Raw genomic sequence first — 15,512 nt, 5'->3', positions numbered from 1 at the left:
GCCGTCCTCTACCGTGTACCAGCGGCAGAGGCGACCGTTGGAACGGCATGCGGCGTTGCGGCCACAGCCGCATTGATCTTCACCATCGCACCGGGCGGCAGCCGATTCTGGCCGGCCATCACCACGATGTCGCCGGCCTTGACGCCCTGGGTCACGACGACGTCTTCGCCGAGTCGCCGACCGGTGATGACCGGCACGGTGACCGCCTTGCCGACTCCCTGCGCATCGGCGCCCTGCACGAGCACCACGCTGTCACCGGAGGCGGATGTCTGGATCGCCGTCAGCGGCAATACGATGCTGTCGGTCGTTGTGGGCAGCGCCAGCCGCGCCGTGGCGTACATCCCGGACTTCAGGAGATGGTCGGCGTTGGACAACAGGGCCTGCACGGCCACATTGCGCGTTTCATCGTTGATGCGTGGCTCGATGCTGGTGATCCTGCCGGTGAACACCTTGCCCGGCGCGGCATCCACCGTGACCCGCACCTGCGCGCCCGGCGTCAGCTTGGCCAAGTCCTGCTGCGGCAGGGTGAAGTCGATGTAGAGCGGATCGAGTTGGGTCAACGTGGCGATCTCATCGCCAGCGTTGAGATACTGACCGGGATTGATGCGGCGGATGCCAAGCTGGCCAGAAAACGGCGCGCGGATGGTTTTCTGCTGGATGCGCGCGTCCAGTTGCCGCACCGCCGCGAGTGCTTGGGCAGCTTCCGCCTTTCGTTGTTCGAGCATTTCGCGCGGCTCGGCGCCGGTGGGCGCCAGTTCCTGCGAGCGCCGGAGTTGCAGTTGGGCGAAATCGGCCTTGGCCGCCGCTGCGGCACGATCCGCTTGTTCGGGGGCGTCATAGAGCTGCACGAGCGCCATGCCCTCCTTCACGGTCTGGCCAGCCTCGAAATGAATGGCCGTCACGCGACCCGACGTATCGGGGGACAACAGCACTTCGCGCACGGCTTGCAGGTCGCCAACGGCCTGCAATTCCTCGGCCACGCCGCGAGGCTCGACGCGGATCGTCGAGACCGGCAGCGGCGGCATGGCGTGTTGTTCAGCGCCTGCGCTGTGGATGGTGCGCCAGGCATAGAGCAGGCCGAACACCACGACGAGGCCAACGGCGCTTAGGACAAGGGGCTTGGCACGGGAGACGGCGGCGCGGCTCATGGATTTCCCTCAACGACCGCCGGTGCCGAGGGCACGTGTGGCCGACTGCGCATCACCACCATACAAAGCCAAAGAGGGGACATAACGGGATTCCTCGGTCAGGACAAAGTGCTTGTTTCGGCCGGCCAAGCACTCGAGCTGAGGCGCGGAAAACCACGATGGAGCGCAGCGTACTCATGCGAGCCAAGCGCAGCATTGCGAAACCGGGTCATAATGTTTTTCATTACGGCCACTTCGCCGCCATCGTCGCTTCTGGCCTAAATGGACAAGAACCTGGCCTGATTTCGCCATCGCCACAGGGCGCCAATATTGTTAAATACGGCTCCTAAATGCGAATGAGTATTGTTCATGGCTGACCCCACAACGGACGGGAAATCTCGCTGGCCGATCGATATGGATACAGGCCCCGGCACCGTCCCCCCTCGTCTGGATCGCCGCTACAAGGGCGCCATCACGGCCACGCCGCGGACCCGGTTGAGCGCTGCCGTTGCAGCCGCAGTTCTCGTTTGCGCACAGGGCGCATCTGCGGCCGAGTCAGCACCGTTGCAAACCAAAACGGGCGAGGCGTCTCAAGAGGCGACCGCCTTCCCGGCCCTCACCGTCAAGGGCCACATGGATACGGCGACCACCGAAGGCACTGGCCTCTACACCACCGGCGAGACGGCTGCCGCTACGCGCATGCAGCTGTCGATGAAGGAAACACCGCAGGCAATGACGGTGATCACGCGCCAGCACATGGACGACCAGCAGTTGAATTCGGTGCAGGACGTGCTGGAGAACACCACCGGCGTCGCGCCGTACCAATCCGACAGCGAACGAACGAGCTTCTATTCGCGCGGTTTCCTGATCAACAACGTTCAGTACGACGGCATCCCCACTGTCGTCGGTGACATCGTCAGTGGGAGCGGCATCGGCTCGATCGACACCGCGTTCTATGATCGTGTCGAGGTCGTGCGCGGCGGTTCCGGCTTGTTGACCGGCACCGGCAATCCGTCGGCCGCCGTCAATTTGGTGCGCAAGCGACCAACCCGCGACTTCTCGGCCGCCGCCTCGCTCGGTGCTGGGAGCTGGGACACCTACCGGAGCATGGGCGACATCTCGATGCCGTTGACCGAGGACGGCCACATCCGTGCGCGCCTCGTAGGAACGTACCAGGATGGCCACTCCTACCTCGACAGCTACAAACCGGAGAGGAAGTCGTTCTACGGCATCATCGAGGCGGATCTGACCCCGGACACGACGGCGAGCCTGGGCTATGAGTACCAGGACATCACGCCAAAAGGCGCCACCTGGGGAGGATTGCCACTCTGGTTCAGCGACGGCACGCAGGCGGAATATTCACGTTCCAAGACTTACGCGCAGGACTGGAGCCGTTGGGACAATACCCTCAAGACGGCGTTTGCCGAGATCGAGCACCGTTTTGACAACGACTGGAAACTGCGTGCTATCGCCAACCAGTACCGCACCGAATCCGATGCCCAACTGGCCGGCCTGGTCGGCAGCCCCGATCGCGCCACAGGACTGGGCTTTTTCCCCTTCGGCGCTTATCCAGTCGCACTGGCCTCCGAAGCACGCAGCCGTCAAAACACGTTCGACGTGATGGCGAGCGGCCCGTTCGAACTGTTCGGCCGCCAGCATGATCTGGTGGTGGGTGCCATGAGTTCGCGCCGTACGTGCAACCAAGAGGATATCGCGCCGTTCTATGCGGCCTTGACGCCGGTCAATGTCTATGACTTGACGCCCGCCCTACCCCGGCCCGACTTCGAGGCCATGCCTTGGATACCGACCCGCACCCAAGTCAAGCAGAGCGGTTTCTACAGTGCGGCCCGCTTCTCGCTGGCCACGCCGCTGAAACTCATCGTCGGTGGCCGCCTGAGCAATTACGAAATCGACGACAACGCCAACGGCAGTGCGTTGCACTACAAGAAGAGCGGAGAATTCACTCCGTATGCGGGCCTGATCTACGATATCAACAAGACCTATTCGGCCTACGTCAGCTATACCGGCATCTTCAACCCGCAGACCGACTATCGAGACAGCAACGGCAACGTGCTCGCGCCGTCAAAGGGAAAAACTAAGGAGATCGGCATCAAGGGCGCTTACATGGACGGGCGTCTGAATGCGTCGGTGGCCTTGTTCGAGACCAACCTGGACAACGCGGCGCAGATCGTCGCGGGCACCTATACCCCAGCCGGTGGCCAAGCCTACAAAGGCGCTGACGGGACGAAGTCGCGCGGGATCGAGCTGGATCTGCAGGGTGAACTGGCGCGTGGCTGGAACATTTACGCAGGCGTCTCCCACTTCACGGCGCATGATGGCGATGACGTCCGCCTGAACTCGCAGTTGCCGCGTACGACAGCCCAGTTCTTCACTACCTACCAGTTGCCCGGAGACTGGAGCAAGTTGACGCTGGGCGCAGGCACCAAATGGCAAAGCCGGTTCTACCAGGCGCCCAACAGCGGCACCAGTTCGCTGGGCGGGGAGCAGGGTTCCTATGCGCAGGTATCACTGATGGGGCGCTACTCCATCACCAAGCGGACCAACGTCGCCGTCAACGTCAACAACGCCTTTGACAAGAAGTACGCGCTACAGAAGGGCGACTTCGACACCGTGGGTTATGGCGCACCACGCAATGTGATGGTTCGGTATTGATTTGCGCTGAGACGAACCCTTCAACGGCTGGAAATCCTCTGCCCTATCGCCATTGATTATCGAGAAAACGCTTATGCCCCTTCAGCCTCCTACCCCGACTCAAGCCCTGGCCAAGAGCAACTCCAACAAGGTCGCCTTGTGCTGGTTGACGACAGCCGCTGGTGCCGTGCTTTTCGTCACCTTCCAGTTGTTCTTTTACGTAAACGACTTCGTGAGAGCGCAAGGAGCGACGCCGGCGATCACGTTTGATCCCGGGATACTGTGGGTGTTCCCCGCGTTCTATGGTTGCTGGATCGTCACGGTGCTTTTTGCGCTGATCGGAACGCGTAAAGCCCAGTGGGCTGCGCTGGTATTCGGCAGCCTGCTCGTCGTCCTGAATACCCTCGGGGGAATCGCCGACGGGTTGCGCGACGGTTGGTACGTCGCCTTTTCGGCAGTGTTCTTCATTTCGCTGCCCGGCGTGTTCGCTATCGCGACCACCTGGCATCACATCAAACGCTAAGGAAAACGGCCATGCCGATGAATAGCTCCGACTTCCCCTTGGTCTGGATGAATCTTGCGCAAGAACCCGGACATGATCACCAGAAGGACTTCGACGAGTTCGAAACCAATTTGCAGCGCGGAGAGCCCTTCGTGATCTTGAGCGATACCGCACCACCTGAAGAAGAGCACGAGCACTCGCCGGAAGAGAAGAAGCGCCTCGCGCTTTGGATGAAAAAACACAAGGTTGAATTGCGAAAACTGGTCCTGGCAATGATTCAGATCGAGCCGAACCAGGCCAAACGCCTGGGTTACAAGGCATTTGCGGTCCTTTTCGCCAAGTTCTGGGGCTACCCTCTGCTGCTTGCTGCTTCACGTGAGGAGGCAATAGAGATGGCGAGAGAGCTGCTCACCAAGGACGGAAAGGCCGTCCATTGATGGGCCACGCTGGCGTCGGATCTCCCATGAAATGTCTCGCCCGACCTTGGTAGACACCTCGGAGCCGTTCGCAATGGCCAGACAAGCGGCGTCAATGAGCGGCAAGCGGGAGACGGACGAGTTCAGCTCGAAGCAGTACGTCAGGTGACCGAGCGCGGTCATCGCAGGGTTGCGAAGGCCGCGCGCCTCGGGATTACGTGTCCGAGGAACGTGACGTTAAAAAAGCCGCCACGCACTTAGCCAAGACGCCCGCGGGGAGTACGTGTTCATAAGGGAGAACACGCAGCTGTTTCGGATGCTGCCATGTGTCAGGTGCTGGGGTTCACCGCAGTGGCTCCCATACTCGGTTGAAGCCGCCACTCAGTGCGCCGGGGAAGACCGGCGCTTGCTGGGATCGATCAAGCAGACGTGGCGTGAGAGCGACTGCGTCTAGGCAGATCGCAAGGCGACGCCGGACCTGCGCGACGTTATGACGGACTTTCGATGGCTGGTGATAGCCCCGAGTGGCCTGATTCACTCCCACTCGATCGTCGCCGGCGGCTTGCCGCTGATGTCGTAAACCACACGCGAGACGCCGCGCAGTTCGTTGATGATGCGGTTACTGACCGTGCCGAGGAAGTCGTACGGCAGGTGCGCCCAGTGCGCGGTCATGAAGTCGATGGTCTCCACCGCGCGCAGGGCGATCACCCACTCGTAGGCGCGGGCGTCGCCGACCACGCCGACCGACTTGACGGGCAGGAACACCGCGAAGGCCTGGCTGGTCTTGTCGTACAGGTCGGCCTTGCGCAGCTCGTCGATGAAGATCGCATCGGCCTTGGCCAGCAGCTCGGCGTATTCGGGCTTGACCTCGCCCAGGATGCGCACGCCCAGGCCCGGGCCGGGGAACGGGTGGCGGTAGACCATGGTGCGCGGCAGGCCGAGTTCGACGCCCAGGCGTCGCACCTCGTCCTTGAACAGCTCGCGCAGCGGCTCGACCAGGCCGAGCTTCATGTGCTCGGGCAGGCCGCCGACGTTGTGGTGGCTCTTGATCACGTGCGCCTTGCCGGTCTTGCTGCCGGCCGACTCGATCACGTCGGGATAGATCGTGCCCTGCGCTAGCCACTTGGCGTTGGACAGCTTGCTGGACTCTTCGTCGAAGATGTCCACGAACAGGTTGCCGATGATCTTGCGCTTGGCTTCCGGGTCGGCCACGCCTTCCAGCTTGGCGAAATAGCGCTCGGCGGCATTGACGCGGATCACCTTGACACCCATGTGCTCGGCGAACATCGCCATCACCTGGTCGCCTTCCTGCCAGCGCAGCAGGCCGGTGTCGACGAACACACAGGTTAGCTTGTCGCCGATGGCCTTGTGCAGCAGGGCGGCGACCACCGAGGAATCGACGCCGCCAGACAGCCCCAGGATCACCTCGTCATCGCCCACCTGCTCGCGCACGCGGGCGATCTGGTCCTCGATGATGTTGGCCGCCGTCCACAGCGTGGCGCAGCCGCAGATCTCGGTGACGAAGCGGCGCAGCAGGGTTTGCCCCTGCAGGGTGTGAGTGACCTCCGGGTGGAACTGCACGCCGTACCAGCGCTTGTCTTCGTTGGCCATGGCCGCGACCGGGATGCGATCGGTGGTCGCGGTGACGGTGAAGCCCGGCGGCGCCTTGGAGACGTGGTCGCCATGACTCATCCAGACATTGAGCCTGGCGGCACCCGGATGATCGGTCAGGCCCGAGAACAGTGCGTCGGGCGCGATGACCTCGACCTCGGCATGACCGAACTCGCGCTGGTCAGCGGCCTCGGTGGCGCCGCCCAACTGCGCGGCCAGGGTCTGCATGCCGTAGCAGATGCCGAAGATCGGCAGGCCACTGTCGAACACTTCCTGCGGCGCGGCGGGCGCGCCCGGCAACGTGGTCGATTCCGGGCCGCCGGACAGGATGATGCCCTTTGCGCCGAAGGCGGCGATCTCGGCCGGATCGTGGTCCCAGGCCCAGATCTCGCAGTACACGCCGATCTCGCGGATGCGACGGGCGATCAGTTGCGTGTACTGCGCGCCGAAGTCGAGGATCAGGATCTTGTCGTGATGGATATTGGTCATCGGCCTGGCGCACCCTTGGCATCTGGATAAGACAACGCGCGCAAACCGGAACCTGCGCGCGTCACTTTGATTGTGTTCTTGCTGCCGTCCTGGCGCGAGATCTCGGCTTCGCAACGTCCGGCCCGGCCATCCGTGGCCGGGCGTTCGGCAGGCTGCGCGGCAGTGCCGCGCAAGTGGCCTGTCTTACCCCGCCCGGTAGTTCGGCGGTTCCTTGGTGATCTGCACGTCGTGCACATGGCTCTCGCGCATGCCGGCGCCGGTGATGTGCACGAACTGCGGCTTGGTGCGCATCTCTTCGATGGTCGCGCAGCCCACATAACCCATGGTCGCGCGCAGGCCACCGACCAGCTGGTGGACGATGCTGCCGACCGAGCCGCGATACGGCACGCGACCTTCGATGCCCTCGGGCACCAACTTGTCGGCATCGGAGGCGTCCTGGAAATAGCGATCCTTGGACCCTTTTTCCATCGCGGCCAGCGAGCCCATGCCGCGATAGCTCTTGTAGCTGCGGCCCTGGAACAGCTCGACCTCGCCCGGGGCTTCCTCGGTACCGGCGAACAGGCCGCCGATCATCACCGTGGAGGCGCCGGCGACCAGCGCCTTGCCGATATCGCCGGAGAAGCGGATGCCGCCATCGGCGATCAGCGGGATGCGGTCCTGCAAGGCCTCGGCGACCATGTCCACCGCGGTGATCTGCGGCACGCCGACGCCCGCGACCACGCGCGTGGTGCAGATCGAACCCGGACCCACGCCGACCTTGACCGCATCGGCACCGGCATCCATCAACGCCAGCGCAGCGTCGCCGGTCACGATGTTGCCGCCGATGACCTGCAGCTGCGGGAAGGTCTTCTTGACCCAGTTCACGCGGTCCAGCACGCCCTGGGAGTGGCCGTGGGCGGTATCGACGATCACCACGTCCACGCCGGCAGCCGCCAGCGCCTCGACCCGCTGCTCGGTGTCGCCGCCGACGCCGACCGCGGCGCCGACCAGCAAACGACTGGAGGCGTCCTTGGCGGCATTGGGGCTGTCGGACTTCTTCTGGATGTCCTTGACCGTGATCAGCCCGCGCAGGGCGAAGCCGTCGTTGACCACCAGCACCTTCTCGATGCGGTGCTTGTGCAGCAGCTCCAGCACTTCCTCGTCGCTGGCGCCTTCGCGCACGGTGACCAGGCGATCCTTCTTGGTCATGATGTGACGGACCGGATCGTCGAGCTTCTTCTCGAAGCGCATGTCGCGGCTGGTGACGATGCCGACCAGTTGTCCGCCGTCCACGACCGGCACGCCGGAAATGTTGCGGTCGCGGGTGAGCTTGAGGACTTCGGCGATGGTGGTGTCCGGGCCGACCGTGAACGGCTCGGTGATCACTCCGGATTCGAACTTCTTGACCCGGGCCACTTCGGCGGCCTGCTCGTCGACGCTGAGGTTCTTGTGGATGATGCCGATGCCGCCCAGTTGGGCCATCGTCACCGCCAGGCGATGCTCGGTGACGGTATCCATCGCGGCCGAGAGGATCGGCAGTTTCAGCTTCAGATCGCGCGTGAGCCGCGTTTCCAGGCTGACGTCCTTGGGCAGGACGATCGAATGGGCGGGGACGAGGGAAACGTCGTCGTACGTCAGTGCTTCAGCCAGGATGCGGAGCATCGGCCACCTAACCGGTTCTTTGGAAGCGCGACATTGTACCGCAGCGCCGCAGGCTTTTCCTCAGTCCACGGGTGGAAAGCAGTATTGAAAGCGCCAGCGGGCGGGACGCTCGGCCAAATCCGCCCTGCCCGGCTCAGCCGGCGTCGCCGGCTTCGGCCGCTTCCAGGGTGTTCTGCATCAAGGTGGCCACGGTCATGGGGCCCACGCCGCCGGGCACCGGCGTGATCCAGCTGGCGCGCGCCGCAGCGGCCTCGAAGCCAACGTCGCCGGTCAGGCGGCCGTCCTCGAGCCGGTTGATGCCCACGTCGATCACCACCGCCCCGGGCTTGACCCACTCGCCGGGGATCAGGTTCGGCCGGCCGACGGCGACCACCAGGATATCGGCGTTGCGCACGTTGGCCTCCAGTACCTCGGCCGGCGTGAACTTGTGGCAACAGGTCACCGTACAGCCAGCGATCAGCAGCTCCAGCGCCATCGGCCGGCCGACGTGGTTGGACACCCCGACGATGGTGGCGTTGCGACCGCGCACCGGCTGATCGGTGTGCCCGAGCAGGGTCACGATGCCGCGCGGCGTGCACGGGCGCAGGCCGAATTCGCGCAAGGCCAGGTGACCCACGTTCTCCGGATGGAAGCCATCGACGTCCTTGCGCGGATCGATCCTGTGGATCAGCCGGCGCGCATCGGGAATCCCGGGCAGCGGCAGCTGGACCAGGATGCCGTGGATGGCCGGGTCCGCATTGAGTCGGTCGATCAGGGTCAGCAACTCGGCCTCGGTGGTGCCCGCCGGCAGGTCGTAATCGTGGGCGACGATGCCCACCTTCTCCGCGGCGCGACGCTTGTTGCGCACATACACGGCGCTGGCCGGGTCCCCGCCCACCAGCACCACCGCCAGACCGGGCGCTGGCTTGCCCGCCGCCACGCGCACTTCGACCCGCTGCTTGAGCTGATCCAGGAGGTCCTCGGCGATACGACGTCCATCGAGGATGCGGGCGGGCATGGCAGCGGTCATCGGGGTGCGGTGTAGAGTCTTTGGCTCCCTATTGTCCCCGATTGCCCCCATGACCGACACCACGCAGTTCGAAGCCGCCGCCTTCCGCCGCCTGCTCCGGCATCTCAACGTCGAACGCCCCGATGTGCAGAACATCGATCTGATGATCCTGGCTGGCTTCTGCCGCAACTGCCTCTCGGACTGGTACCGCGAGGCAGCGGAGGCCGCCGGCACGCCGATGAGCAAGGATCGGGCCCGCGAGGCCGTCTATGGCATGCCTTTCGCCGAGTGGAAGGCCCAGCATCAGGCCGAAGCCACCCCGGCGCAGCTGGCGGCCTTCGCCGAGGCGCGCAAGCGCCACGGCTGACGGGGGTGATCTCCGGCAGGTCTTCACGCCGGACGCCTGCGGATGGGCGCTGCATGCACGTGTCCATCACGCCAAACCCGCCCAGCACTGAACAACAGGACCACGCATACGCGATCGCAGCGATTCGTTGACGTGGCCCTGCCAGCGAGGCCGGCAAGGTCGAAGCTCCCCCGTACGATCAGGTGAGCGCATGTCCACGATCCATTTCCAGACCCGCGACATTCCCGATGGCGGCATGCGCGGTTACGCCGCCGATGACCAGAAGATCCTGGTCCTGCGCGATGGCGAGCGCATCCGCGCCTTCCAGGGCACCTGTCCGCACGCCGGGGCCGACCTCAGCCAGGGCGTGCGCTGCGCCGGGCGCGTGGTCTGTCCCTGGCATCATGCGGCGTTCGATACCACCGATGGCGGCCTGCGCGAACCGCCGGCCACCGAGCATCTGACCCGGTTCGTGGTCGAGCGTGACGGCGATGGCTGGTGCGTGGATTCCGCCCGCACCGCGCCCTCCAGCGCGCCGATTCCCCAGCTGGCAAGTGACCACGTGGTGATCGTTGGCGCGGGCGCGAGCGCCTTCATGACCGCCCAGACCCTGCGCCTACGCGGCTATGCCGGGCACATCACCATGCTGGCGCCGGAAGGCGTTGCCCCTTACGACCGCACCATGCTCTCCAAGGCGTTTCTCGCCGGGGAAATGGCCGCGGACGACCTCCCCCTCGGCGGTCAGGACTGGGCGGACGGGCAGCGGATCGCCCTCGTCAAGACGCCGGTTGGCACCCTGGACATGGCCCACAAGCACGTCACCCTGCGTGGCGGGGAACGGCTGCGCTACGACCATCTGGTGGTCGCCACCGGCGCCTCGCCGGAGTCCGCCGACCTGCCAGGCGCAGACTTGTCCGGCGTGCACATGCTGCGTTCGCTGGATGACGCGAAGTCGCTGCGCGAGGGCGCCCAGGCGCAGGACATCGTCATTGTCGGGACGGGCTTCATCGGCCTGGAGGCCGCCGCCAGCCTGGTCGGCGATGGCGGAGCGAAATCGGTCACCGTGATTGGACCGGACGATCAGATCCTGCGCGGCTTGTTCGGCCCAGAGCCCGCTCGCGCCATGCAGGATCTGCATGCGCACAACGGCGTGCGCTTCCGTCTCGGCCAACGCGTGCAGGGGTTGCATGGCGATGGCAAGGTGGACGCGGTGATCCTGGAGGATGGCACCCGGGTGAAGTGTGGGCTGGCGCTGCTCGGCTTGGGTGTCACGCCGGATGCAGGGCTGCTCGGCGAGTTCGTCGACGAGGACGGCGCAGTCAAGGTCGATGCGGGCATGCGTGTGGCGCCCAGTGTCTATGCGGTGGGCGATATCGCAGCGGCCCCCACCGCGTGCGGACGCCTGCGCGTGGAACATTGGCGCGTGGCCATGCAGGAGGGCATGGCCACGGCCGAGGCGATCCTGGCCCGCCAGCAGGGCACCATGGACGGGCGCGTCCCCTTCTTCTGGACCATGCAATACGGCAAGAGCCTGCGCTACGTGGGCCACGCCGGGCCCCGCGCCGAGCGCCACCTCTGGGGCGATCCCGGCAGCCTGGACTTCATCGAGTTCAGCCTGGAAGGTGGCTACGCCGTGGCGGCAGCCGGTGTCGGGCAGGACAAGGCACTCGCGGCGTTCGAAGAACTCTTGCGCGGCGGCCGCTCCCCAAGCGCGGACGAGATCAAGGCAGGTCCTTTCGATCTGGTGCAGGCCCTTCAGGAGTCGGACAGGCAGCGGCGGGCGGCCTGATCCGCGTCGGCTCTGTGATCAAACGGGCGGCACTAGGCGTGTCGCCCGTTCTCGTCAGCGCGCATGCGCATGCGGCTGCGGGTCTCCAGGACGGCGACCACCACCAGCACCCCGGTCACGGCCGTATTGAGGCCTGCCAGTCCCAGCCACGGTGCGCCAGCGGCCACGACGAGCAACAGCGCCAGCCCAATTAGGTGCGAGAGCGGGAAACGCGTGTAGACCACGCGCTTGTAGAGGCCATTGCCCAGCAGGAACAGCAGCGCACCTCCGACCACCACAGCGAACGCCAACGCGGAAACATGTCCATGTCCGCCGGCGATGGCCAGCTCATTGCCGACTGCGGTCACGATCACGCTGCCCACCACAATCAAATGCATGTAGTGGAACAGCGCGCCATAGCGTCCGGGGTCATCGGCGTGAACAATCACCTCGGTGGCATCGCTCACGGCGGTGTTGAAATAGAGCCACCACATCGCCAAGCTCCCCACGAAAGCGAGACCGAACGCCGACAGCACCGCACCGGACCAGTCATGCGCATGGGCCAGGGTCGCACCGCTGACCAGGATCGATTCCCCCAGCGCGACGATGACGAACAGCGCGCAGCGCTCCACCAGATGCCCGCCCTCGATCGTCCACTCCCGAGGGCTGTCCGAGCGCCCCAGCCTGGGCAGGCGGAACCCGAACATCGGCGAGATGTATTCGCAAAGGATCGCCACGGCCCAGCACGCCAGGCGCCAGTTGCCGTCCAGCAGCCCACCGCAGATCCAGAACACTGCGCAAATGCACGCCCAGGCCAGGATCCGGCTGAAATTCGGCCCCAGCGGATGCGTGCCCAGCTGAAGCCGCAGGAACAGCGCCCGGCCCACCTGCATCACCGCATAGCAGCCGGCGAAGACCAGTCCGCGCTCACCGAAGGCCCCGGGCATTGCCGCGGCCATGACCAGGGCCACGCCCATCTGCGCGAACAGCAGCAGGCGGATCGGCCGCGTCTCCGGATCAAACCAGTTGGTGGCCCAACAGGTGTACTGCCAGCCCAGCCACACCGCGCACCAGAGCACCAGGGCTTGCAATACGCCCAGGGCGGTGAGATGCGCGAGCAGGTAATGCGAGACCTGGGTGACCGCGAACACATAGACCAGGTCGAAGAACAGTTCCGCGTAATGGACCTTGGCTTCGTGCCCATCGCGCGCGCGTAGCAGCGGGTGGGGCTCGGTCGCCGTGCGCGCGGAATGCGCCGCAGCGCTCACCTCGGCCTCCGCAGCCTGATCGCCAGAATCCAAGCCAGCGCCACCGGCAGCGCGAAGATCAGCAACTGCAGTGGGGCCTCCTCGCCCAGCGAGTAACCGTGCGACAGCCCGGTTCTCAGGTTCCAGCCCACCGCCAGCAGCCACAGCACCGTGAAGGCGACCGCGCCATGGCGCCGGTAGCGTGGCGGCATGCGGAAGACGGCGCCCACGGCGATGAGCAGGCCGGCCAGGATCAAGATCAAGGTGCGCATCGCGGGGAGCTTCGGAAGGACATGGACTGAAACGTTAACGCATCACTTCAGCCACGGGGAGCGCGCTAACAACGCTCCCTCCGCTCAGTCGCTCAGGTCCGGGCAGTCACCGCGCAGATTGGACACGCGGGATCGACCGGAAGCGCCAGTTCGTGAAACCGCATCGACAATGCATCGAAGTTGAGCAAGCGCCCGGCCAGCGTCGTCCCGACCTGCAGCAGCAGCTTGATCGCCTCGGTGGCCTGCAGCAGCCCGATGACTCCCGGCAGGACGCCCAGCACCCCGGCCTCGGCGCAGTCCGGCGCCAGCCCGGCGGGCGGCGGCACGGGGAACAGACACCGATAACACGGCGCCATGCCCGGTTGCCGGCCCGCGTCGAAGACACTGACCTGCCCCTCGAACTGCTGTACGGCGCCGTAGACCAGGGGTTTGCCGGCCGCTACGCAGGCGTCGTTGAGGACGTAGCGCGTGCGGAAGTTGTCCGCGCCGTCGATGACCACGTCCACGCCGTCCAGCAGCGCGGCGACGTTGTCGGCATCGAGCCGCGTCTGGAGCGCTTGGACCGTCACACCGGGATTGAGCGCCTCAAGCGCGGCGGCGGCCGAGTGCACCTTGGCCATCCCGATCCGCGCCTCGGTGTGAAGGATCTGGCGCTGCAGATTGCTGCGCTCGACCGCGTCGTCATCCACGATCCGCAGCTGCCCGACCCCAGCGGCCGCCAGATAATAGGCAGCCGGCGAGCCCAGTCCTCCGGCGCCGACCAGCAGCACGCGCGATGCCAGCAGGCGGCGCTGGCCGGCCTCGCCCACCTCCGGCAGCAGCAGGTGGCGTGCATAGCGCTCACCGAAATCGCGCTGCCCGGCCTCCAGCTCTGGAACGACCATCGGCAAGCCCTCGGCGCGCCAGCGCGTGGTACCGCCTTCCACCGTGGCAAGCCGCGCATAGCCTCGGCCCAGCAGGGCCTGCGCCGCCGCCAGGGAGCGCTGCCCGCTCTGGCAGATCAGCACGATCTGCATCGAGGCGTCCGTCAGGAGGTCCGCTGGCTGCTCCAGCAGGCGCGCAAGCGCGATGCCCTGCGCGCCTTCGGCCTGGCCTTGGGCGCGCTCATGTATTTCGCGTACGTCGACCAGCACGGCCCCGGCGCGCTGGCGCTGCCGTGCCTGTGCGGGCGTGAGGTGTTCGATGTCCATGCGCGGATTATCGTCCCCTCCGGCAGCGGCGGGCGCGAACGTCAGTACGGCAGCACCGGCACCACGAAGCCGGCGGGATATTCGCGCTCACCGGCGTCCAGGACGATCAGCGCATCGCTGTCGGCCGCCCCGCGCAGCTGGTGGGAGGCTTCGGCCGGGTTGGGCTCGACCAGCAGGCTGCCATCGTCGGCGCTGTGCAGCCGCCCGCGCAGGAACTCCTGGCGCGCATGCGTCTTGCGCCAGGTGCTGGACAGGCGCGCCATGAAGCGGGGCCGCGGCTCCGCCCTGCCCTGCATCGCATCCAGCAACGGCCGGCCCAATGCCAGGAACGTGGCCAGGACCGAGACCGGATTGCCCGGCAGCCCCAGGAACGCCGCCCGGTCCAGCACGCCGAACAGCACCGGCATGCCGGGCTTGATCCGCACCTTCCAGAAATGCACTTCACCGTGGGCCTGCAGCAGTCCGGGGACCAGGTCCTTCTCGCCGGCCGACACACCGCCCGCGGTGATGACCACATCGAAGGCGGCCGCCGCATCGCGCAATGCCGTCTCCACGCGCTGCGGATCATCCGGCAGGCGCGGCCAGGCCACCGGCTCCAGGCCCAGTTGGCGTAGCAGCCCCATCAGCAGGTCACGATTGCTGTCGTAAATCCGCCCCGGGCCCAGCGGCATGCCGGGCTCGGTCAGCTCGTCACCGGTCGAGAACACCGCGACCGTGGGGCGCGGAAACACCGCCAGGTCGGACTGCCCGAGCGCGGCGGCAAGCGAGACCCGGGCCGGGGTCATGACCTGCCCCATCTCCAGGACGCGCGTACCGGCCTGCACATCCTCACCCGCGCGGCGGACGTCGTTTCCAGCCGCCACGCCGGGGGGGACGATCACCTGCTCACCGCTCCAGTCGAGCAGTTCCTTCATCACCACCGTGTCGGCGCCTGCCGGGAGCGGCGCGCCGGTCGTGATCCGGGCGCACTGCCCTGCCCGCAGCGTCAGCCCCGCATCGGCACCGGCGAACTGCTCGCCCACCAGGGTCAGGGTCGTCGGGCCGCTGTCACTCAGATCCACGCTGCGCACCGCAACGCCGTCCATGCGGCTGTTGTCGAACGGCGGCAGCGCAATGGCCGCGTCCACCGGTTCGGCCAGGATCCGGCCATCGACACGCTGGATCGCCAGACGCTGTGGGGTCAGGCGGCGCTGGGCGCCGACCCTGAGGACGGTCTCCAGCGCCTGGGCGTAATCGATGCGCGTCGGGAATGCAGCCATCGGC

Annotated in this window: 13 protein-coding genes; 5 read left to right on the top strand and 8 right to left on the bottom strand. The window is 66.0% G+C overall.

Going from position 1 to position 15,512, the window contains the following annotated elements; all coding sequences use genetic code 11:
• Positions 1-8: 8 nt before the first annotated feature.
• Positions 9-1,148: an efflux RND transporter periplasmic adaptor subunit gene (locus ACORQU_RS17375; protein ID WP_491642310.1), complete on the bottom strand. Its 1,140-nt coding sequence runs from the start codon at positions 1,146-1,148 to the stop codon at positions 9-11.
• 348 nt (positions 1,149-1,496) lie between these two features.
• On the opposite strand from ACORQU_RS17375, the gene ACORQU_RS17370 reads away from it, so the two are divergent.
• The 3 genes from ACORQU_RS17370 to ACORQU_RS17360 all read left to right on the top strand — a co-directional run bounded on the left by ACORQU_RS17370 (position 1,497) and on the right by ACORQU_RS17360 (position 4,718).
• Entirely contained in the window at positions 1,497-3,800 is a 2,304-nt protein-coding gene (locus tag ACORQU_RS17370) for a TonB-dependent siderophore receptor (RefSeq protein ID WP_491642309.1), read from the top strand.
• A 73-nt stretch (positions 3,801-3,873) separates the two neighbouring features.
• Entirely contained in the window at positions 3,874-4,302 is a 429-nt protein-coding gene (locus tag ACORQU_RS17365) for a hypothetical protein (RefSeq protein ID WP_491642308.1), read from the top strand.
• 11 nt (positions 4,303-4,313) lie between these two features.
• Complete coding sequence (locus tag ACORQU_RS17360; protein WP_271645947.1) at positions 4,314-4,718, top strand: hypothetical protein; 405 nt, start codon at positions 4,314-4,316, stop codon at positions 4,716-4,718.
• Positions 4,719-5,231: 513 nt separating this feature from the next.
• Here ACORQU_RS17360 and guaA read toward each other — a convergent pair.
• From guaA to folD, 3 genes are all read right to left on the bottom strand, one after another.
• A complete protein-coding gene (guaA, locus tag ACORQU_RS17355) occupies positions 5,232-6,797 on the bottom strand; it encodes a glutamine-hydrolyzing GMP synthase (RefSeq protein WP_271645948.1) in 1,566 nt (521 codons plus the stop codon).
• A gap of 183 nt (positions 6,798-6,980) precedes the next feature.
• Entirely contained in the window at positions 6,981-8,438 is a 1,458-nt protein-coding gene (gene guaB / locus ACORQU_RS17350) for an IMP dehydrogenase (protein WP_271645950.1), read from the bottom strand.
• 133 nt (positions 8,439-8,571) lie between these two features.
• Positions 8,572-9,447: a bifunctional methylenetetrahydrofolate dehydrogenase/methenyltetrahydrofolate cyclohydrolase FolD gene (gene folD / locus ACORQU_RS17345; protein WP_491642306.1), complete on the bottom strand. Its 876-nt coding sequence runs from the start codon at positions 9,445-9,447 to the stop codon at positions 8,572-8,574.
• 49 nt (positions 9,448-9,496) lie between these two features.
• On the opposite strand from folD, the gene ACORQU_RS17340 reads away from it, so the two are divergent.
• Both ACORQU_RS17340 and ACORQU_RS17335 read left to right on the top strand, forming a co-directional pair.
• Entirely contained in the window at positions 9,497-9,793 is a 297-nt protein-coding gene (locus ACORQU_RS17340) for a DUF1244 domain-containing protein (protein ID WP_491642305.1), read from the top strand.
• 190 nt (positions 9,794-9,983) lie between these two features.
• Entirely contained in the window at positions 9,984-11,561 is a 1,578-nt protein-coding gene (locus ACORQU_RS17335) for an FAD-dependent oxidoreductase (protein WP_491642304.1), read from the top strand.
• A 32-nt stretch (positions 11,562-11,593) separates the two neighbouring features.
• Here the strand turns inward: ACORQU_RS17335 and ACORQU_RS17330 are convergent, their stop codons facing one another.
• The 4 genes from ACORQU_RS17330 to ACORQU_RS17315 all read right to left on the bottom strand — a co-directional run bounded on the left by ACORQU_RS17330 (position 11,594) and on the right by ACORQU_RS17315 (position 15,508).
• A complete protein-coding gene (locus tag ACORQU_RS17330) occupies positions 11,594-12,808 on the bottom strand; it encodes a low temperature requirement protein A (protein ID WP_491642303.1) in 1,215 nt (404 codons plus the stop codon).
• Positions 12,805-13,050, bottom strand: a complete 246-nt coding sequence (locus ACORQU_RS17325) for a hypothetical protein (RefSeq protein WP_491642302.1) — start codon at positions 13,048-13,050, stop codon at positions 12,805-12,807. Before ACORQU_RS17325 ends, ACORQU_RS17330 begins: the two co-directional genes overlap by 4 nt.
• 101 nt (positions 13,051-13,151) lie before the next feature.
• Positions 13,152-14,249 carry a molybdopterin-synthase adenylyltransferase MoeB gene (gene moeB, locus ACORQU_RS17320; RefSeq protein WP_491642300.1) on the bottom strand — a complete coding sequence of 366 codons (1,098 nt, stop codon included), beginning with the start codon at positions 14,247-14,249 and terminating at the stop codon, positions 13,152-13,154.
• A gap of 41 nt (positions 14,250-14,290) precedes the next feature.
• On the bottom strand, positions 14,291-15,508 hold the full coding sequence (locus ACORQU_RS17315) for a molybdopterin molybdotransferase MoeA (RefSeq protein ID WP_491642299.1): 1,218 nt from the start codon (positions 15,506-15,508) through the stop codon (positions 14,291-14,293).
• Positions 15,509-15,512 lie beyond the last annotated feature (4 nt).

It is taken from the genome of Pseudoxanthomonas sp. JC1303 (genome assembly GCF_058448525.1).
This window is presented reverse-complemented; position numbering and strand designations above follow the sequence as displayed.

Excerpts from the sequence above, each read along its gene's own strand:
- ACORQU_RS17335 (WP_491642304.1), top strand. The coding sequence starts at position 9,984 with ATGTCCACGATCCATTTCCAGACCCGCGACATTCCCGATGGCGGCATG.
- ACORQU_RS17365 (WP_491642308.1), top strand. The coding sequence starts at position 3,874 with ATGCCCCTTCAGCCTCCTACCCCGACTCAAGCCCTGGCCAAGAGCAAC.
- guaB (WP_271645950.1), bottom strand. The coding sequence starts at position 8,438 with ATGCTCCGCATCCTGGCTGAAGCACTGACGTACGACGACGTTTCCCTC.
- ACORQU_RS17360 (WP_271645947.1), top strand. The coding sequence starts at position 4,314 with ATGCCGATGAATAGCTCCGACTTCCCCTTGGTCTGGATGAATCTTGCG.
- ACORQU_RS17375 (WP_491642310.1), bottom strand. The coding sequence starts at position 1,148 with ATGAGCCGCGCCGCCGTCTCCCGTGCCAAGCCCCTTGTCCTAAGCGCC.
- moeB (WP_491642300.1), bottom strand. The coding sequence starts at position 14,249 with ATGGACATCGAACACCTCACGCCCGCACAGGCACGGCAGCGCCAGCGC.
- folD (WP_491642306.1), bottom strand. The coding sequence starts at position 9,447 with ATGACCGCTGCCATGCCCGCCCGCATCCTCGATGGACGTCGTATCGCC.
- ACORQU_RS17315 (WP_491642299.1), bottom strand. The coding sequence starts at position 15,508 with ATGGCTGCATTCCCGACGCGCATCGATTACGCCCAGGCGCTGGAGACC.
- ACORQU_RS17340 (WP_491642305.1), top strand. The coding sequence starts at position 9,497 with ATGACCGACACCACGCAGTTCGAAGCCGCCGCCTTCCGCCGCCTGCTC.
- guaA (WP_271645948.1), bottom strand. The coding sequence starts at position 6,797 with ATGACCAATATCCATCACGACAAGATCCTGATCCTCGACTTCGGCGCG.
- ACORQU_RS17370 (WP_491642309.1), top strand. The coding sequence starts at position 1,497 with ATGGCTGACCCCACAACGGACGGGAAATCTCGCTGGCCGATCGATATG.